At 46.3% G+C, this 16,588-nt stretch carries 16 protein-coding genes and 1 riboswitch; of the genes, 8 read left to right on the forward strand and 8 right to left on the reverse strand.

Annotated elements, in window-relative coordinates; translation table 11 throughout:
• Positions 1 to 43 precede the first annotated feature (43 nt).
• A complete protein-coding gene (locus tag FTU55_RS11295; protein WP_016658655.1) occupies positions 44 to 922 on the forward strand; it encodes a metal-dependent hydrolase in 879 nt (292 codons plus the stop codon).
• 101 nt (positions 923 to 1,023) lie between these two features.
• Here the strand turns inward: FTU55_RS11295 and FTU55_RS11300 are convergent, their stop codons facing one another.
• The 4 genes from FTU55_RS11300 to FTU55_RS11315 all read right to left on the reverse strand — a co-directional run bounded on the left by FTU55_RS11300 (position 1,024) and on the right by FTU55_RS11315 (position 4,944).
• Positions 1,024 to 2,016, reverse strand: a complete 993-nt coding sequence (locus tag FTU55_RS11300; protein WP_005179978.1) for a DUF2804 domain-containing protein — start codon at positions 2,014 to 2,016, stop codon at positions 1,024 to 1,026.
• 167 nt (positions 2,017 to 2,183) lie between these two features.
• Positions 2,184 to 2,702 carry a DUF1543 domain-containing protein gene (locus FTU55_RS11305; RefSeq protein WP_168408838.1) on the reverse strand — a complete coding sequence of 173 codons (519 nt, stop codon included), beginning with the start codon at positions 2,700 to 2,702 and terminating at the stop codon, positions 2,184 to 2,186.
• Between the two features lie 372 nt (positions 2,703 to 3,074).
• A complete protein-coding gene (gene trpB / locus FTU55_RS11310) occupies positions 3,075 to 4,319 on the reverse strand; it encodes a tryptophan synthase subunit beta (protein ID WP_168405850.1) in 1,245 nt (414 codons plus the stop codon).
• Positions 4,300 to 4,944 carry a phosphoribosylanthranilate isomerase gene (locus FTU55_RS11315; RefSeq protein ID WP_127801386.1) on the reverse strand — a complete coding sequence of 215 codons (645 nt, stop codon included), beginning with the start codon at positions 4,942 to 4,944 and terminating at the stop codon, positions 4,300 to 4,302. Before FTU55_RS11315 ends, trpB begins: the two co-directional genes overlap by 20 nt.
• 145 nt (positions 4,945 to 5,089) lie before the next feature.
• Positions 5,090 to 5,311, forward strand: a riboswitch (cobalamin riboswitch).
• A 37-nt stretch (positions 5,312 to 5,348) separates the two neighbouring features.
• On the opposite strand from FTU55_RS11315, the gene FTU55_RS11320 reads away from it, so the two are divergent.
• The 3 genes from FTU55_RS11320 to FTU55_RS11330 all read left to right on the forward strand — a co-directional run bounded on the left by FTU55_RS11320 (position 5,349) and on the right by FTU55_RS11330 (position 8,742).
• Entirely contained in the window at positions 5,349 to 7,208 is a 1,860-nt protein-coding gene (locus FTU55_RS11320; RefSeq protein ID WP_180047087.1) for a TonB-dependent siderophore receptor, read from the forward strand.
• 93 nt (positions 7,209 to 7,301) lie between these two features.
• Entirely contained in the window at positions 7,302 to 7,883 is a 582-nt protein-coding gene (locus FTU55_RS11325) for a cob(I)yrinic acid a,c-diamide adenosyltransferase (RefSeq protein ID WP_016658650.1), read from the forward strand.
• Positions 7,884 to 8,028: 145 nt separating this feature from the next.
• A complete protein-coding gene (locus FTU55_RS11330) occupies positions 8,029 to 8,742 on the forward strand; it encodes a glycerophosphodiester phosphodiesterase (RefSeq protein WP_180047089.1) in 714 nt (237 codons plus the stop codon).
• A gap of 62 nt (positions 8,743 to 8,804) precedes the next feature.
• On the opposite strand, the gene FTU55_RS11335 is transcribed toward FTU55_RS11330, so the two are convergent.
• Positions 8,805 to 9,296, reverse strand: coding sequence for an META domain-containing protein (locus tag FTU55_RS11335; protein ID WP_180047091.1), 492 nt, complete (start codon positions 9,294 to 9,296; stop codon positions 8,805 to 8,807).
• A gap of 228 nt (positions 9,297 to 9,524) precedes the next feature.
• Here FTU55_RS11335 and FTU55_RS11340 point away from each other — a divergent pair, with 228 nt between their 5' ends.
• The 3 genes from FTU55_RS11340 (at position 9,525) to FTU55_RS11350 (ending at position 12,707) form a co-directional block, all read left to right on the forward strand.
• The gene (locus tag FTU55_RS11340; protein WP_180047093.1) at positions 9,525 to 10,691 is read left to right on the forward strand and encodes an acyl-CoA desaturase; all 1,167 of its coding nucleotides are present in this window, start codon (positions 9,525 to 9,527) and stop codon (positions 10,689 to 10,691) included.
• Between the two features lie 114 nt (positions 10,692 to 10,805).
• A complete protein-coding gene (locus FTU55_RS11345) occupies positions 10,806 to 12,251 on the forward strand; it encodes a YdiU family protein (protein WP_180047095.1) in 1,446 nt (481 codons plus the stop codon).
• A gap of 75 nt (positions 12,252 to 12,326) precedes the next feature.
• On the forward strand, positions 12,327 to 12,707 hold the full coding sequence (locus tag FTU55_RS11350) for an MmcQ/YjbR family DNA-binding protein (protein ID WP_163145456.1): 381 nt from the start codon (positions 12,327 to 12,329) through the stop codon (positions 12,705 to 12,707).
• A gap of 69 nt (positions 12,708 to 12,776) precedes the next feature.
• Here the strand turns inward: FTU55_RS11350 and FTU55_RS11355 are convergent, their stop codons facing one another.
• The 3 genes from FTU55_RS11355 to baeS all read right to left on the reverse strand — a co-directional run bounded on the left by FTU55_RS11355 (position 12,777) and on the right by baeS (position 15,681).
• A complete protein-coding gene (locus FTU55_RS11355; RefSeq protein WP_163145455.1) occupies positions 12,777 to 13,043 on the reverse strand; it encodes a hypothetical protein in 267 nt (88 codons plus the stop codon).
• A 265-nt stretch (positions 13,044 to 13,308) separates the two neighbouring features.
• Entirely contained in the window at positions 13,309 to 13,995 is a 687-nt protein-coding gene (locus tag FTU55_RS11360; protein ID WP_180047097.1) for a response regulator, read from the reverse strand.
• 15 nt (positions 13,996 to 14,010) lie between these two features.
• Positions 14,011 to 15,681 (reverse strand): sensor histidine kinase efflux regulator BaeS, encoded by a 1,671-nt coding sequence (gene baeS / locus FTU55_RS11365; protein WP_180047099.1) that lies wholly within the window; start codon positions 15,679 to 15,681, stop codon positions 14,011 to 14,013.
• 134 nt (positions 15,682 to 15,815) lie between these two features.
• Here baeS and FTU55_RS11370 point away from each other — a divergent pair, with 134 nt between their 5' ends.
• Positions 15,816 to 16,427, forward strand: coding sequence for a hypothetical protein (locus tag FTU55_RS11370; RefSeq protein ID WP_180047101.1), 612 nt, complete (start codon positions 15,816 to 15,818; stop codon positions 16,425 to 16,427).
• Positions 16,428 to 16,588 lie beyond the last annotated feature (161 nt).

Genomic DNA, 16,588 nt, shown 5'->3' on the forward strand with positions numbered 1-16,588 from the left:
CCGACATACTGCAGATATGAACGACTAGATGAAGTAAAACAAGATGAATGCCATAGTCCAATATCAGGCGCAACCGGTGGTGCGCAGCAATCTCGACTTTAAGCTGGAACAGATTCCACGCTTCTGGTTTGGTGGAGATCCTTTTCTGACCCGCATGTTTGATGCCTTAAGCCTGACCTTTCCCGATGGGGAACGCTATTTTATTCAGTCGGTACGCTTATACCGCGAGCAGATTCAGCAGCCGGAACTGCAACAACGCGTGGCCGACTTTATCCGTCAGGAAGCCCAACATGGTATCGCGCATGACAAAATGAACCAGCTAATGAAAAATCAGGGTATGCCGGTGGATCAGTTTATCCGCCAGCTCAACCGGATTTTTAAATTTGAACTGGAAAAACGCTCCCCGGAATATAATATTGCCACCACGGCAGCAGCCGAGCATCTGACCGCCCTCATGGCTGAAACCTTTTATGCCCATCGCTCGACGTTAGCTGAAGCACATCCGTATGTACGCGCCTTGTTTGCCTGGCATGCGATTGAAGAAATGGAACATCGGGATGTGGCCTTTGATGTAATGCGCGATGTGGCCCAAGTTTCTGAAGCGATGCGGCATTTTGCCCTGGTCTGGACCACGTTCCTGATGTTTGGTTTTACCATTTATCGGGCCAATATCATGTTAAAACAGGATGGCTTTAGTCTGTGGCAGCGTCTGCAACTGAATGCCAAAGGTTTGCCGTGGTTCTTTGGCAAAAAAGGCACCTTAACCCGGATGGGCCGGCTATATAAAGACTGGTTTAAAAAAGATTTTCATCCCAGCCAGCATCCGATTATTGCCCAGTATGAAGTCTGGATTAACACCCTGGAACAGACCAATGATCCGATTCAGGCCGGTGAAGCCTTCTGGCAGGCGGCTAAAGATTAAAGAAAAGTTATGGTGGATTAAAAAAGCTGAATGTCAGGTTCAGCTTTTTTATTCGATGGATGAGCCGTAGCTTTTTGGTGAGAAGGAGCAGCGACGAAGATCTACCATTTGGCATAATGCTGTTCCAGCAAGGCATATTCATTCAGGAACACAATTTCCTGATCATCCTGCACAATGGTACCGCTGACTTTGGCCTGCCACTGGCTAAACTGGCTGCCCACCAGGCGCAGGTTCAGATTTTCATAACGGCGCCAGCCGGTGGTCACGGTTAAATTCAGGCTTTGGTCCAGCGAGACAATATTCCACTGGTTATCTGACTGCTGCTCAAATAACACATCTGCCAGCGGATACAGGCGGCCATTGACCCACAGACAGTTTTCATTGCCAAAGCTTTCATTGACACCAGAAGCCAGATTAATGCCAACCCGTTTGTTCTGGGCATCCCAGAAATTACAGGACAGCCAGAACCAGGCCGTTTCCGGGCGTAAAAAACCACAGGTATCATCCAGAGAAACAAAAGTTTTGTCATGAAACTGGATGGTTTGTCCCTGCTTGTTGATAAAAAAACCTTCACAGCCGAGCGTGGTCAGCTTTTGGGTATAGGTCCAGCCATTAATCCCATTCGGACTGCACATGCTTAATGGATCAGTGCCGGCACAGAAAATTCGCGCACTCAGACGCAGTTCGCCGTATTTAGTCACCCGGATATAACGCACTCCATTGGCATGCTGAATATCCAGCTGATAACCGGCTTTATGAAAATGACTATGGTTAAACAGCGGCTGCTCGTCCAACACCGTATGCCGGGCCAGAAAACTGATCGCATCCCACTCCAGCACTTCACCGGTCAAATGATTGTAGATATAAACAAAACCATGTCCGGCCCAGGCAATATCAACAATAGCCAAGCCAATGGTGTAGTGCTCATGCTGAATACAACAAAATTTAAACTTTTTATATTTTAATCGTTTACGCCACCCAGACAGCACATCACCATAAGGGCTTTTATATTGATAATGATGGTATTGGATACTGGTCGGTAATTGCTTAAAACGTCCGTAACGTGGCTGTCCATTCTGTTGTATTAAATCCATGTACGACATTCCATGTGGTTTGAGACACTGTAGCTACCGCCTTATTATGCCTATAAAATCTGGCCAGAAAAATAAAAATAAGATTATTTTATCTAAACAATAACAAAAACATAGATTGCTTTCTTTCACAATATCCAAGCCAAACCACTTGCTTAAGTCTGCTACAGTCAGGACTCGGCAATAGGCAAATAGGTATTTTCCCAGCGGTTTCCGGCAAATTCCCCGGCCACCAGTTGCACATAACGGCCATGCACCTGATCAATGGCGATGCAGTCATCGACATCCAGCACCCGGTCGGTATGCTGCTTTTGCCAGTGTGCAGCAAAATATGCCTTGCCACGCTGTTTGGCCACCATGGCATTTTGTGCAACCACCAGAACATAGCGATGCAATTCGCCAAATTCACGCGCATCGTAGCCGCCCAAATTGATTAGCCAGAGTTTTTCATGCGCCTGATTCGGGGCCGCATTACTAAATTGCAGCTGATATTGTTGGCCTTCAAATTCCACCCCATTGATTTGCGCCCAGGCATCAATATGTAAGCCTTGCTGCTCACCAAACCAGGCCTGTCTTAGCTGAGGGAAAGTCTCTTCCAGCGTATCAGCCACAGCAAGGACCACATCATGCACTTCGGTATTGGCACGGGCATGACGACCGCCTAACATGACAATAAACAGACTTGGCATGGAAGACTCCAGAAGAGGGTTTTAACCAGGTAGAAGATAAATCAGCAATATGATACCCGTTGGCGATCGGGATGTCGCCTGTTGAGCAGCATGACAGGGACGTCAGATCTGCTCAACAAAAGCCTTTGCTTACTTTGGGCTTTTCCAAACTAAGGGAAAGTCTAAATGAATTACGATTGTCTGAATTTGTGTCAAAAATAGGATCTGAATAATAATCCTCCCCTCGCCCCTCCTTTTAAAAAGTGGGGAACTTTCATTACAACAATAAAAAAAATCGCACCCAATTGCTTGAATGCGATTTAAATCCTCCCAACCCTCCTTTTACTAAGGAGGGCTATTCCCTTTTTTCTTTAAGAGGGTTAGGGAGATTTTTTACATATCCACCATTTCCACGCCATCAATACGCGCTACCGTCATCAAGTCTTTATCACCACGGCCTGAAACCGTTGCAATAATAATTTGATCTTTCGACATGGTCGGCGCCAGCTTGGTTACATACGCCATCGCATGTGAACTTTCTAATGCCGGGATAATCCCTTCAATCTTGGTCAGGTCACGGAAACCTTGCAAAGCTTCCTGGTCATTAATTGGCACATAATCCACACGATGCATATCTTTCAGGAAGCTATGCTCAGGACCCACGCCCGGATAATCCAGACCAGCAGAAATCGAATGGGTTTCAATAATCTGGCCTTGTTCATCTGACATCAGGTAAGTACGGTTGCCGTGAAGAACACCGACATGACCGGCATTTAATGGTGCAGAGTGTTTACCCGTTTCAATGCCTAAGCCCGCAGCTTCAACACCATACATTTTCACATCCTGATCATTCAGGAATGGATAGAACAGGCCCATGGCATTGGAGCCCCCCCCCACACAAGCCACAAGTGCATCTGGCAGACGGCCGGCTTGTTCCTGAATCTGACGGCGTGCTTCACGGCCAATAATGGACTGGAAATCACGCACCAGCTGCGGATAGGGATGTGGACCCGCCACAGTTCCGATCACATAATAGGTTGAATCGACATTGGTGACCCAGTCACGCATCGCTTCATTCATGGCATCTTTTAAAGTTTTAGAGCCGCTTTCTACCGCGACGACTTTGGCACCCAGCAAACGCATACGATACACGTTCATGGCCTGGCGCTTCACATCTTCCGCACCCATGAACACTACACATTCAAGACCTAAACGCGCAGCGATGGTTGCTGTCGCTACCCCGTGCTGACCGGCACCAGTTTCGGCAATAATACGTTTTTTACCTGAAAGTTTGGCCAATAACGCCTGACCAATGGTGTTGTTTACTTTATGCGAGCCGGTATGGTTCAGGTCTTCACGTTTTAAGTAAATCTGCGCACCACCCAACTCTTTTGACCATCGCTCAGCATAATACAGTGGACTTGGACGACCGACGTAATAAGCGAGATCACGGTCGAATTCTGCCAGAAACTGTTCATCATTCTTCATGCGAAAATAGAGCTTTTCCAAGTCTTCTAAAGCCGCCATCAGGGTTTCTGACACAAAACGTCCGCCATGGATACCGAAGTGCCCTTTTGCATCAGGGAACTGGGTATAGTCAATTGCCTGTTTTTCTGTATTAACAGTTTGCTGATCCACGATGGACTCCTTGCATAAAGCGTTCTATGAGTTGTTGGTCTTTAATACCTTTTGCGGATTCTACGCCTCCGCTCACATCTACAGCAAACGCGGCTGTGGTGTGAATGGCGTCTTCAATATTGTCAGGGTTTAATCCACCGGCCAAAATCAGTGGAATATCCAGTTGGGGAAAGCTGCTCCAGTCAAAGCTGTGCCCGGTTCCGCCCTTTAATTCAGGATGCCAGGCATCTAAAAGTACGGCGCTAGCACCGGCCTGCTGATATTTTTGAATTTCAGCCACCACATCTAGCCCCGGTTTAACCTGAATCGCCTTGTACCAGCGACGTCCAACCTGCTGTGCAATTGACTGGCACTGTTCCGGGCTTTCATCACCATGAAATTGCAGGATATCCAGCGCGACTGTATTGAGAATGGCCTGAATCTCACGGGCTGAGCTATTTACAAATAAACCCACCACCTGCACATAAGGCACAATGGCCTGTACCAGAACGCTGGCCTGTTCTGCGCTCACACTGCGCGGACTTGGAGGATAAAATACAAAACCAATTGCATCTGCACCACTGTTGACGACGGCATGTACATCTTCAACCCGGGTGATGCCGCAAATTTTGGCACGGGTTCGCATAACTTGTTTGGCTCTCGTAATGCCCGCTTTATAGCCTATCTATAAATATGGGGCCGGCTCATTGTAATGCAAATTTTTTCACTTGAGTAAAGTTCAGCCTGATAATTCTTGCACAAGTTGTTTAAAATGCATACGGCACTTATACTGCGCCCGTTTCACAGCAAGTTTAAGCCTTGGCTTTAGGGAAATTGGTGAAAATCCAACACTGCCCCCGCAACGGTAACAATGAAACATATATCAGTTTAAATCATGCGATTTACACCACTGTATTCAGATATGGGAAGGTGGATATATAGGTCCAGGTCATCATCAAGATGCCTGGCGCCACATTGAAGTCCGGATACCTGCTTGTTGTGCCCTTTAACTCAATCATTCACGTGGGGTGAATGTATGGAGCACATATCATGTCTATTCAATTTCAACCTACTGCCTTGGTAGGTGCAATCGCTCTTGCGATGGGGTTTTCAACTTCTGTCTTTGCTACGGAGTCTCAAGAGCAACCTGCCGTCAATGCGGCCCTGGATACCTTGGTGGTTACAGCTACTCGTTCTGAAGAGAAGATTGGCAATGTGCCTGCGCGGATTTCAATTATTGAGCCTGATGTGATTGAACAATCTCCAATTGCACAGCTTTCAGATTTATTACGCTCAGAGGCTGCACTAAATGTGGTGCAACTTGGTGGTTTCGGTCAACAAACTTCTATTTTTATGCGTGGCACAGATTCTGACCACACTTTAGTGTTACGTGATGGCGTACGTTTAAATAATGATGCCAGTGGTTTAGCATCATTAAGTTTTTTAGATACTACCGATATTCATCAGATTGAAGTCCTAAAAGGCCCTGCTTCTGTTCTGTATGGAACCAATGCTATTGGTGGCGTCGTACAAATTATTTCAAAGACACCAGAACAGTCTGGTGCTTTTATTACGGGTGAAATTGGAGAAAACAATACTTACAAGGCTCTAGTTGGAGCTGACTTATCAGAAAATGATATCTACTTGCAGATTCGTGGTCAGCGTTTAGAAAGTGATGGTACAGCGATTACAGACTTAGAGGGCGCCACCAAATCCAACTATGAGCAAAAAGGTTTTTCTGCCAAAGCCGGTATTGAAAAAGAAAACTATGGCATAAGCCTTGACCATAGCGAAAACCAAGGTAACTCAATTTATCAAAATTTTAGTTGGGTCACTTTAGATTATGAGACCAAGTCACACGACTTTAAAAATGCAGTCACCAATTTAAAAACCTATCTACAACTTAATGAAAATCTACGCGCAAATGCACGTATTTCACATTTTAAAGACGAGTTAGAACAGCTCAAATCCTTTGAAAACACCACCTATATTGCTGACGAATATGAGTTAATGTTAAAGCAGCAGTTCACACCTCAGCAAAATGTAATCGTGGGTATAACTCATAAAGCATTAGAAACTGAAACTGAAAAATCATCCGGTTCATTTCAACAGGATCTTAACACCACAGGCTATTACCTACAGCATCAATATCAAGCAGATAAACTTAACACCCAACTTGGGGCTCGCGTTGAAGATAATGAAAAGTTTGGTACGCATACAGTAGGACAACTTGGTGTACGTTACCATTTCACCCCAAATTTCAGTATTTATTCAAATCTAGGAACAGCTTTTAAGGCTCCTACAGTCAATGATCTTTACTATGGCTCGTCTGCCAATCCAGAGTTAGAACCTGAAGAAAGCACTTCTTATGAAGTTGGTTTCGATCATCAAATTAATAATCAATGGAAATATGGTGCTTCTCTCTACCATACCGATATCGACAATTTAATTGATTATGCCGACAGCGCACCATGGGGCTTAGATAATATTTCTGAAGCACGCATGCAAGGACTAGAGACTTTTGCTAAATGGGCTCAAGACGATTACTTCTTTAAAGCAGCTTATCAATATGTCAAAGCAACCAATGCAATTAAAGATACTGCATTATTGCGTCGTCCACGCCAAACACTAACCTTATCTACAGGCATTCAAAATGAGCACTATGGTTTAAGTGCCTCACTAGTGGCCAAATCCAAGGCTAAGGATTGGTCCACCACACAAACTACACCGGGTTATGCAACTGTTGATTTACATGCTTACTGGAATATCAATCCGTATCTCAAACTGTTCAGCAATATTCAAAACGTGGGTGATGTTGAATATAAAGCAGCATATGATGGCAGTATTGATGGGGTCTACTACATCAACGGCGGCCGCCTCGCCTCTGTCGGCGTAACGGTTAAATACTAAACGCCCCAAAGGACATATAAATTTTGAGGATCATGTCGTGACTGTGGCATGATCCTTTTTATATTCACATGATTAAAAATTCAAGGAACAGCTATGGGCCACCGTTTAAGTAAAATCTATACCCGTACTGGCGACTCAGGCACCACCGGTCTGGGTGATGGTTCACGTGTTGCCAAAGATGATTTACGTATTACCGCACTCGGCGATGTCGATGAACTGAATGCCACCATTGGCGTACTGCGCGCACAGATTGCCGCCAGCACCATTCAGGACAAAGCCAGCTGGGATAAATCTTTAAGCCTGATTCAGCACTGGCTGTTTGATTTAGGCGGTGAAGTCTGCATTCCGGGCTTTACTCTGGTACAACCGGTATCAATCGAGTTTCTGGAAAACGACATCGATCGGATGAATGAAACCCTGCCCATGCTTAAGGACTTTATTCTGCCTGCCGGCACCTTGGCGTGTAGCTATGCCCATCAGGCCCGTGCTGTCTGCCGCCGTGCTGAGCGTAGCGTGATGTCAGTGCATAGCCGTGACCAGAATATTCAGGCCACGTCTTTGCAGCTCTTAAACCGTTTATCTGACTGGTTATTTGTGGCTTCACGCACCCTGCAACGCAGTGAAGGCGGCGCTGAAGTGCTGTGGCAAAAAAATATTAACGAAACGATTGAATAAAGCCGTCATTTTCATAGAAAAAATTGATGAAAATATGCGCTGATCTGACTTGTATAAATTTAAGATCAGCGCACAATAGCGCTGTCACATCCCGGTCATCTTAAAGGCTCACAATGAAACTTCCTCCCCAAACGCTGAGCCTGTTATGCGTATAATTGGACATCGTGGTGCCCGCGGCGAAGCCCCGGAAAATACCCTGGGCGGTTTTCAGTATATTCAGGATTTAGGCGTACGCGCCGTCGAGTTTGACGTACGTCAGCTCAAAGATCAGCAACTGGTCATTATGCATGATGATCATTTGATCCGGACCACCGGTCAGGACCGTCCGCTTTATGAATGCAGCACGCAAGATTTACATCATTATAATCAGGCCTATGGTTGGAAAAACTGGGCGAACTTTGAAATCACCCCGTATTTAAACCAGACCCTGGCCCTAATCCAGAACTTTGAACATATTGAAGTTGAAATTAAAGCGGTGGAAACCCAGGCGCAGGCTGAACAGCTGACTCTGGCCTTGCATCAGCAGCTCAAAGGCTTTGAACATTCTGCTGTGATTACCAGTTTTGACCTGAAAATCCATCAGGCCTTACAGGCGCAGCAATCGACCTTTAAGCGCGGTTTACTGATTGAAGAAGATATCCAGGAACAGGCCATTGAACAGGCATTGCACTTTGGCTGCTGTCAGATTGGCTGGATGAATGAACTGGCGACCCCGCGCATGATTCAGGCCACCCAGCAAGCACAACTGGGGGTGAGTGTCTGGACGGTCAATGAAGTGGAACGTGCCAAACAGCTGAAAGATTTAGGCATTAACGGTTTAATTACCGATTTCCCAAAACTGATGATGCAACATATTTAAAACAATAGATGCTCAATCCGCCTGCATGTTACAGGCTGATTTTATATTGATTGAACTTCTATTTAGCGTTGATTGGCCTGAATCAGCATTAGCCCGCGCTCATCCAGCAAATATAAGGTTTTACCCTGTAACTGGAAGCGTTTGACCCGTTGCAAGGCATCCATCAAGTCGGCTTCCTGCGCCAGCGCATGATCACAACTATTATGCGTGGCACGGCTGTTCAGGCTTAAACGGCCCTGACTGAACTGCAGCTGATAGCGGCCGAAAAGAGAATTACAGCCGGTATTGCCCTGCAGATTCTGAAAACGGGAATTGAGCATTAAATACGGGCTGGCATGAAAATAACGTGCCTTTTTCCCCTGAATGGTTTGAATTTCCCAGCGAATATCCTGCAGACCATCGCTACTGCGTTTAACCGCTGCCGGTGCTTTTACCGCACGTGGCTGTGACTGGACTTTGGAGGTTGTAGAAGACGGCGGTGTGCTTTGACAGGCCGTAATGAAAACCACCGCGATCAAATACGGCAAAATTAAACTAATTTTACGGTATCTCATGTGATTGATTTCGCATTGATCAAGGATTTATCTTTATCATGCCGCAGCCTTCGATAAAATCAATCAAGCTTCAATCTTATTCTGTTACTGTTTGGTACAATACATCTGTACAATAATGCTAGTGACGCCGAAACGCGCATGCTAATATGCTCAAATCTTATTCCATACAAAAAGTAATGGATTAAGCACTTCTTTACACCTCCCCAGCTTTCAGGAGTACTGTTGGAGATGAATGCTCCCCTACCCAAAGCCCCAATTAACTGGGTTGCCGTTTTTGCTCTGGTGCTCTTGCCAATTGTCGCAATCATTGCCATCCCGTTATATGCTTACCACCATGATTTTAGCCTTGCAGCTTGGATCAGCATGTTTGTTTTACTTGGCGTTAGCAGCTTGGGTATTACAGCAGGTTATCACCGTTTATGGGCGCACCGTGCCTATGAAGCCACTTTACCTTTGAAAATCATTTTAATGATTATGGGCACCTTTGCCGTACAGAACAGTATCCTGTTCTGGGCCTCAGGTCACCGTACCCATCACCGTCATGTCGATGATGTCGATAAAGATCCGTATTCGATCAATAACGGTTTCTGGTACGCCCATTTAGGCTGGATGCTGCGCGACTATCCGGCAGCAGAACCGAACTATAAAAATGCGCCAGATTTGCTGAATGACAAACTGGTGATGTTCCAGCATAAATACTATGTGCCTTTAGTGATTCTGGTGCATGTCGGCATTTTACTCCCAATTGGCTGGGCTGTTGGCGATATCTGGGGTGTTCTGCTATTAGGCGGTTTGATGCGTCTGATTCTGAGCCACCATGTGACCTTCTTTATTAACTCGCTGTGTCATATGTGGGGCAAACGTCCATATACCGACGAAAATACGGCACGTGACAACTTCTGGCTGGCTATTGCCACTTGGGGCGAGGGTTATCATAACTATCACCATATCTTCCAGTACGATTACCGTAATGGCGTGAAATGGTGGCAATATGACCCAACCAAATGGTTAATCTGGAGCTGTTCGAAACTGGGTCTGGCAAAAAACCTGCGCCGTATTCCAAGCTTTAATATTAAAAAAGCGGAACTGGCGATGAAGTTCAAATATGCCGAGCAGGACCTGGCGGTATATGGCCACAATGTCAATGACGACATCAGCAGCGTCAAACAGCGTCTGGCACAAGAATATGAAGCCTTTACCCATACCCTAAATGACTGGGCCAAGTTAAAAGAGCAGGAAATTCAGGCCAAGAAATCGGCGGTGGCAGAAAAAATCCATCAAATGGATGACAAGCTGAAAGTTGAATTCCAGCTGGTAGAACAGCGTCTAACCCATCATCGGGAAACCCTGAACATTCTGATGCGTAACCTGAAAAAGAATCCGGTTTCACAATAATACCAAAGCCCTGCAAAAAGCCTCCTGATGGAGGCTTTTTCTATTCGGAAACACGACACTTTTCTCCAGCCAAGTTTGTTATAGTGAAGGCCTGTTCTGAATGGCTGTTCTGCAATGCAATTTAACTCGCGCTATCCTACCCTGCCTTCCCGTCTGTATCACCAGCAACAACCGCTGCCTTTAAAAGGCGCCAAAGCCGGGCATTTCAATGCAGCACTGGCCGATGAACTGCAATGGTCAGATGAAGACAAAGTACAGTGGGTCGAAATCTGTAGCGGCCAGAAAACATTTGCTGAATTTCCGCCGTTGGCCATGGTTTATGCCGGGCATCAATTCGGGCAATGGGCCGGCCAGCTCGGTGATGGACGTGGTTTACTGATTGCCCAGATTGTTGACCAGCATCAGCAGACCATTGATCTGCATTTAAAAGGTGCCGGTGCCACTCCCTATTCACGGATGGGCGATGGTCGCGCGGTGTTACGCTCGGTGATTCGTGAATATCTGGCCGGTCATGCCTTAAATGCCTTGGGCGTACCTTCCAGTAATGCCGTGGGATTTACTTCATCCACCCAAGGGGTACAGCGTGAAAAACTGGAACCGGGTGCAATGATGTTACGTACCTCGGACTGTCATATTCGGCTGGGGCATTTTGAATGGATCAATCAATATCAGCCAGATTTACTGCCTGAATTTACCCAGAAATGTATCGAATGGCATTATCCGGAATGTCTGAAGGCCGAGCAGCCTGTTTTAGCTTTTGCCACACAGGTGGTGCAGCGTACCGCAGTGATGATTGCCCAATGGCAGCTGGTCGGCTTTGCCCATGGGGTGATGAATACCGATAATTTAAATATCACCGGTTCTACCCTGGATTTTGGCCCTTACGGTTTTATGGAGCGCTTCCGTCCGAACTGGATCAACAACCATTCCGATTATCAGGGACGTTATACCTATCAGCAGCAGCCGAGTATTGGGCACTGGAACTTGTGGACCTGGCTGAACAACCTGATTCCACTTTGTCCGGCAGACGATGACCAAGAGCAATGGAAAACGGATCTGGCTCAATGTCTGGCCCATTTTGAACCGACCTTCCTGGAACACTACAAGCATGGTTTAAACCAGAAAATGGGCTTACCCAGCTTCCATAAAGACAGCTTTGACTGTGCGATGGCTTTTTTAAGAATCTTGCAAAGCGAGCAGCTGGATTACACCCAGAGCTTTATTCGCCTGCAACATAAAGACTATGAAACGATTAAAGATGATTGCTTAGACCGTCGTCAGTTTGAAGCCTTCCTGACGCAATATGAGCGTATTCGTGAACATCAGGATACCGATGAACTGGATGCCGCCATGACCGCCGTCAATCCACATTACATCCTGCGCAACCATATGGCGCAAAAAGCAATTGAACTGGCCGAGCGGGATGATTTTTCTGAAGTCGAGCGTTTATTTCGCCTGCTCAGTCAACCCTATACCCGACAGACTGTGCTGGAAAAACCGGAAGATTTAGCGCCGCTGCCAAGCGATGTGCCTGAAGTGATGGTCAGCTGCTCGTCTTAAAGTATCCACATTAGCCTGGTAAATTGTGGATAATTTCAGCATTATCCACAAAGTGCCCTTCAACCTAAATTGCGTATGGCTTTGCATCCACTTGCGGCAAAAGTCGCTACTACCCTGCCTGAAGTCACAGTGACCCAGCCTTTTGGTGAGGGTTGTGATGTGTTTAAAGTGCTGGATAAAGTCTTTATGTTACAGTTTCATCTGCACGGACAAGCGGCCATTAATTTAAAAGTAGCGCCAGATCATGGTGCCATGCTGCGTGATATTTATCCGTATATTCGTAGCGGCTGGCATATGAATAAACAGCACTGGATTTCAGTGTATGAAGATGAAGAGCTGGATGAAGCTTTAATCGAAGATTTAGTGCTGAATTCTTATGCGTTGGTGGTGTCCAAACTCAAGAAACTGGATCGACAACGTATAGCGTTACTCAAAACTGTAGGCTCGCGTGTTTAGCTCGGGCAAAAACACAGAGATAAATCGTGCCCACAGTTTAATCCTGTCTCTCGTATGTAAAATCAGCGATTAAACTTTATATTTATCATTGAACAACTCAAAGGCTTTGCGCCACCCTGAATGTTCACTGCTGTGCTGGCTTTTTGCAATTAAATACTGCAATAGTGCTTTGATGGTGGCCACTGTATCGGAATTTAAACAAACAATAATCTGCTGTACACAGAAGTTGATCTGATGTTCCAGGCGGGAACTATCCTGGGTTTGTTCAAAATAGTGTATCGCGGGGGTGATATTGCGCTGAATTAGGCGTGCGACAAGCTCATTATTGACGTGCATAGAAAAATTCCCAAAGGCAGGCTGCGGATTATACCGGAATTTTATTTACTTCAATTTTCAAGCTTATTAAAATTTACAAAATATTCTTGTTAAAAATTAAATTCATTTAAAAATTATAATATTAGAAATCCCCCCCTTTTATCTTGGTCTTATGCTTGATCAGTCTGTTGATTTATCACCATCCTGCCCCTAAATACTGCACAACCTACTCTCATAAAAAAAGCGAATAGGCACATATCTATTCGCTTTTTCACTCCGCATGAAATTAATCTTCCGGATATTCAAAACGGTAGCCAACCCCATAGACTGCCTGAATCCACTCATGACGATTACCGGTTTCTGCCGCTTCGGAAATCTTACGGCGCAGGTTTTTGATATGACTGTCAATCACCCGATCCGCAACATCAAAACTGTCCGGGTTAATATGATCCAGCAATTGGGCACGGGAATAGACCTGCCCGACATGCTCTAAAAACAGTTCCAGTAAACGGAATTCGGTTGGGGTCAGGTTCAGCGCTTTTTGCTGATACCAAATGCGTTGCTGGGCTTTATCTATCCGGAATAAATCATTGGTTTCCGGTTCAGCCTTGCGGTCTAAGCGGCGCAGCACTGCCTGCACACGTGCCACCAGTTCTTTCGGACTAAATGGCTTACAGATATAGTCATCTGCACCCATATTCAGGCCCAGCACCCGGTCAATTTCTTCGGTACGCGCCGTGACCATAATAATGGGTAAATCAGACTGCTCACGTACTTTACGGCAAATGGTCAGCCCATCCATACGTGGCACCATCAGATCCAGAATCATCAGGCTCGGTTTACGCTGCAAAAAGCTGTTATAGGCTTCTTGTCCATCATGAAACATACTGACCTCAAACCCAGCAGCTTCAAGATAGTCGCGGACCAATTGAGCGAGTTCAACTTCATCTTCAACCAGCATGACATGTTTCATGAATATCTTTTCCTTTTATTGTTTGGTCGGAATCGGGAAAGTCAGTTTGCAGCGCAAGCCACCCAATGGCGAATGCGCAAAACTCAGCTGGCCACCCATGGCCTGCGCAATTTTAGCAGACAGCGCCAGACCTAAACCGGTACCGCCAGTGCTCCGCGTACGCGAATCATCCACCCGGTAAAAACGCTCGCCTAAACGGGCTAGCTGTTCATCGGTCAGGCCAAATGGACTGTCATCGACATAGACACTCCATTCTGTTGCCGTCTGCTCACTATGAATATGAACCTGCCCACCGGCCTCAGTATAACGAATACTGTTCGCAATCAAGTTCACCATAATTTGTTTAAAGCGGTCTATATCTAATTGTAAAGGCACAGCTTCACCTTCTAGACGCACGCTTAACTCGGCCTGTTCAAACTTCGGCCGGAAATTCTCGACTTCCTGTTCAATCACCTGCCAAGGGTTGATTGAGGCCAGATAGAATTTCAGCTGCATGGCTTCGGCCTGGGCTAAATCAGCCAGGTCCTGAGTCAGTTTTTTCAGGCTGCTGACCTGACGCATCATTGCATCTAAGTGTTCCGGTGTGGCTTTACGGATACCATCCTGCATAGCCTCAATTTGGGCCTGTAACACTGCCAGCGGGGTTTTTAATTCGTGTGAGGTATCAGCCACCCACTGCCGGCGTGAGGTTTCATGTTGATCTAAAATGACTGCCAGCTGATTCAGCTCTGTAGATAAATCACCGAGTTCATCATTACGGTTTACTTTCACCTGATACTGATAATTGCCTTTGGTCAGTTCACGGGTCCCATTGAGCAGACGCTGAATCGGCTTTCTAAAATAGGTCGCCAATAACCAGGCCACCAGTAAACTGGCAATAAAGGACAGACCATAAATCAGCAGCAGATAACGCTTTTGTTCGCTAAAGAAATTAATGCTGAGCGCATCATCCTGATCCAGCACCGGTTTTAAACCCAGATAGCCGACCACCTGATTGTTCATTAAAATCGGGCGATACGACATTTGTCCTTCTGCCGGCTCACCGACCACAAACTGACGCTTGGCATCATATAAAGCCAGACGTGAACTAAGACCCAAACGGTCCGGCATGGAAATAAACTGTTTTTTGCCATCCGATTGTGGCTGATTCGGACGCGGGTTCTGGGCACTGCCCTGATTAACCCGGGTGGTATTCTGCTGCGCGCTTAAAGGAAATTTCAGGCCTTCAAAGGGGCGATACTCGGAAGGCAGATTCATTTCCAGCCATTTTAGTTCCTCCTGCGAGGCCTGGCGTTTCTGCGGATCTGGTTCAGCCAGCGTTGGCGCCACATTCATTAAGGTATGTTCTTCAAAATAACGCTGCTGCAAGGCAATATCGTACTGACGGCGCAACCACCAGCGCGACAGGCGGTCATAATCTTCCGGGCCGGCCTGTCCTTCAATTTGCAGGATTTGCGCCTGAATGGCATTGCCCCAATCATGATAGACACCATACACACCGGCCAGATTATGAATCACATGATCCAGCTTCTGCATTTCGACATCGGCCACGTATTTGGTGAAATTGCGTTGCATATTCCAGTGCAGCACCCACAGGCTGACCGTGGAAATGACCAGCGCGGTCAATAGCACAGTCAAAAACAGGCGCAGGGCGATTGGAATCCGGCGTATTTTCAAAACACTCATCTCAATTTTTCTTTTATTTCACTATTGTAGCGAACAGTGTCTGAAAAAACTCTCCATTGTTTCTTCATCTTTATTATTTATTCTTGTCGCAGTTAAAGATAACTGTATCGCGGTTCTGTGTGGAGACAATAATCATGAAAACGATGACAAAAATTGCGCTTGTTTCAGTGGGTTTACTCAGTGTCGGGACACTGACAGCCTGTCAGTCAACCAATAGTACAGCAACGCCGGAACGTGAAGGTCGTATGGCTCACTCCATGCACGGCAAACATGCACGCCTAAGCCCGGAACAGCGTGAACAATGGCAGCAGCTGCGTACTGAACGCCGCCAGATGATGCAGCAGATCAAAACGGCCTGTGAAGGCAAAGCTGCCGGACAGGTGGTTCAGGTCAAAGCCGGTGAAAAAACCGTGAATGGGACCTGTTCCCTGGTGTTTACGCCGGAACGCCAGCAGCTTAAACACAGCCGTGAACATCGTCCAATGCGTGGCGATGTACGCCAGTTTAAACAGCATGGTCCTCAGACAGGTGCCTTAACCGATGCCAAACGTGCCGAACTGGTGAAACAGTATGATCAGCGCCTAGCACAGCGTCAGGCCCGTCAACAGGCTATGGCCAATGCCTGTAACGGTAAAATAGCCGGTCAGACTGTCCAGATTAAACTGGGGGATAAATCGGTCAATGGTCAATGCAGCCTGCGTTTTAAACCGAATACCGCTGTGACCATTCCGGCTAAAGTGGCTTAAGCGAAGTCAGCAAATAAAAAAGGCGCATGGTGCGCATTGCTGTCCCACAATTTTTCACAAGAGGAAGCTCATTTGAGCTTCCTCTTGTTTTATGGGTATTTTATCGGGTGAAAATAAAGCTTTTAAAGTTCTTCTTTCAAACAAATTCACTTGAATTATTC

It is taken from the genome of Acinetobacter sp. YH12117 (genome assembly GCF_013418865.1).
Classification (GTDB): Bacteria; Pseudomonadota; Gammaproteobacteria; order Pseudomonadales; family Moraxellaceae; genus Acinetobacter; species Acinetobacter indicus.

Coding starts and splice junctions, on each gene's coding strand:
- FTU55_RS11340 (WP_180047093.1), top strand. CDS start 9,525: ATGAATGCTCCCCTACCCAAAGCCCCAATTAACTGGGTTGCCGTTTTT.
- FTU55_RS11370 (WP_180047101.1), top strand. CDS start 15,816: ATGAAAACGATGACAAAAATTGCGCTTGTTTCAGTGGGTTTACTCAGT.
- FTU55_RS11335 (WP_180047091.1), bottom strand. CDS start 9,296: ATGAGATACCGTAAAATTAGTTTAATTTTGCCGTATTTGATCGCGGTG.
- FTU55_RS11320 (WP_180047087.1), top strand. CDS start 5,349: ATGTCTATTCAATTTCAACCTACTGCCTTGGTAGGTGCAATCGCTCTT.
- FTU55_RS11345 (WP_180047095.1), top strand. CDS start 10,806: ATGCAATTTAACTCGCGCTATCCTACCCTGCCTTCCCGTCTGTATCAC.
- FTU55_RS11305 (WP_168408838.1), bottom strand. CDS start 2,702: ATGCCAAGTCTGTTTATTGTCATGTTAGGCGGTCGTCATGCCCGTGCC.
- FTU55_RS11295 (WP_016658655.1), top strand. CDS start 44: ATGAATGCCATAGTCCAATATCAGGCGCAACCGGTGGTGCGCAGCAAT.
- FTU55_RS11360 (WP_180047097.1), bottom strand. CDS start 13,995: ATGAAACATGTCATGCTGGTTGAAGATGAAGTTGAACTCGCTCAATTG.
- FTU55_RS11350 (WP_163145456.1), top strand. CDS start 12,327: ATGGCTTTGCATCCACTTGCGGCAAAAGTCGCTACTACCCTGCCTGAA.
- baeS (WP_180047099.1), bottom strand. CDS start 15,681: ATGAGTGTTTTGAAAATACGCCGGATTCCAATCGCCCTGCGCCTGTTT.
- FTU55_RS11330 (WP_180047089.1), top strand. CDS start 8,029: ATGCGTATAATTGGACATCGTGGTGCCCGCGGCGAAGCCCCGGAAAAT.
- FTU55_RS11355 (WP_163145455.1), bottom strand. CDS start 13,043: ATGCACGTCAATAATGAGCTTGTCGCACGCCTAATTCAGCGCAATATC.
- FTU55_RS11315 (WP_127801386.1), bottom strand. CDS start 4,944: ATGCGAACCCGTGCCAAAATTTGCGGCATCACCCGGGTTGAAGATGTA.
- FTU55_RS11300 (WP_005179978.1), bottom strand. CDS start 2,016: ATGGATTTAATACAACAGAATGGACAGCCACGTTACGGACGTTTTAAG.
- FTU55_RS11325 (WP_016658650.1), top strand. CDS start 7,302: ATGGGCCACCGTTTAAGTAAAATCTATACCCGTACTGGCGACTCAGGC.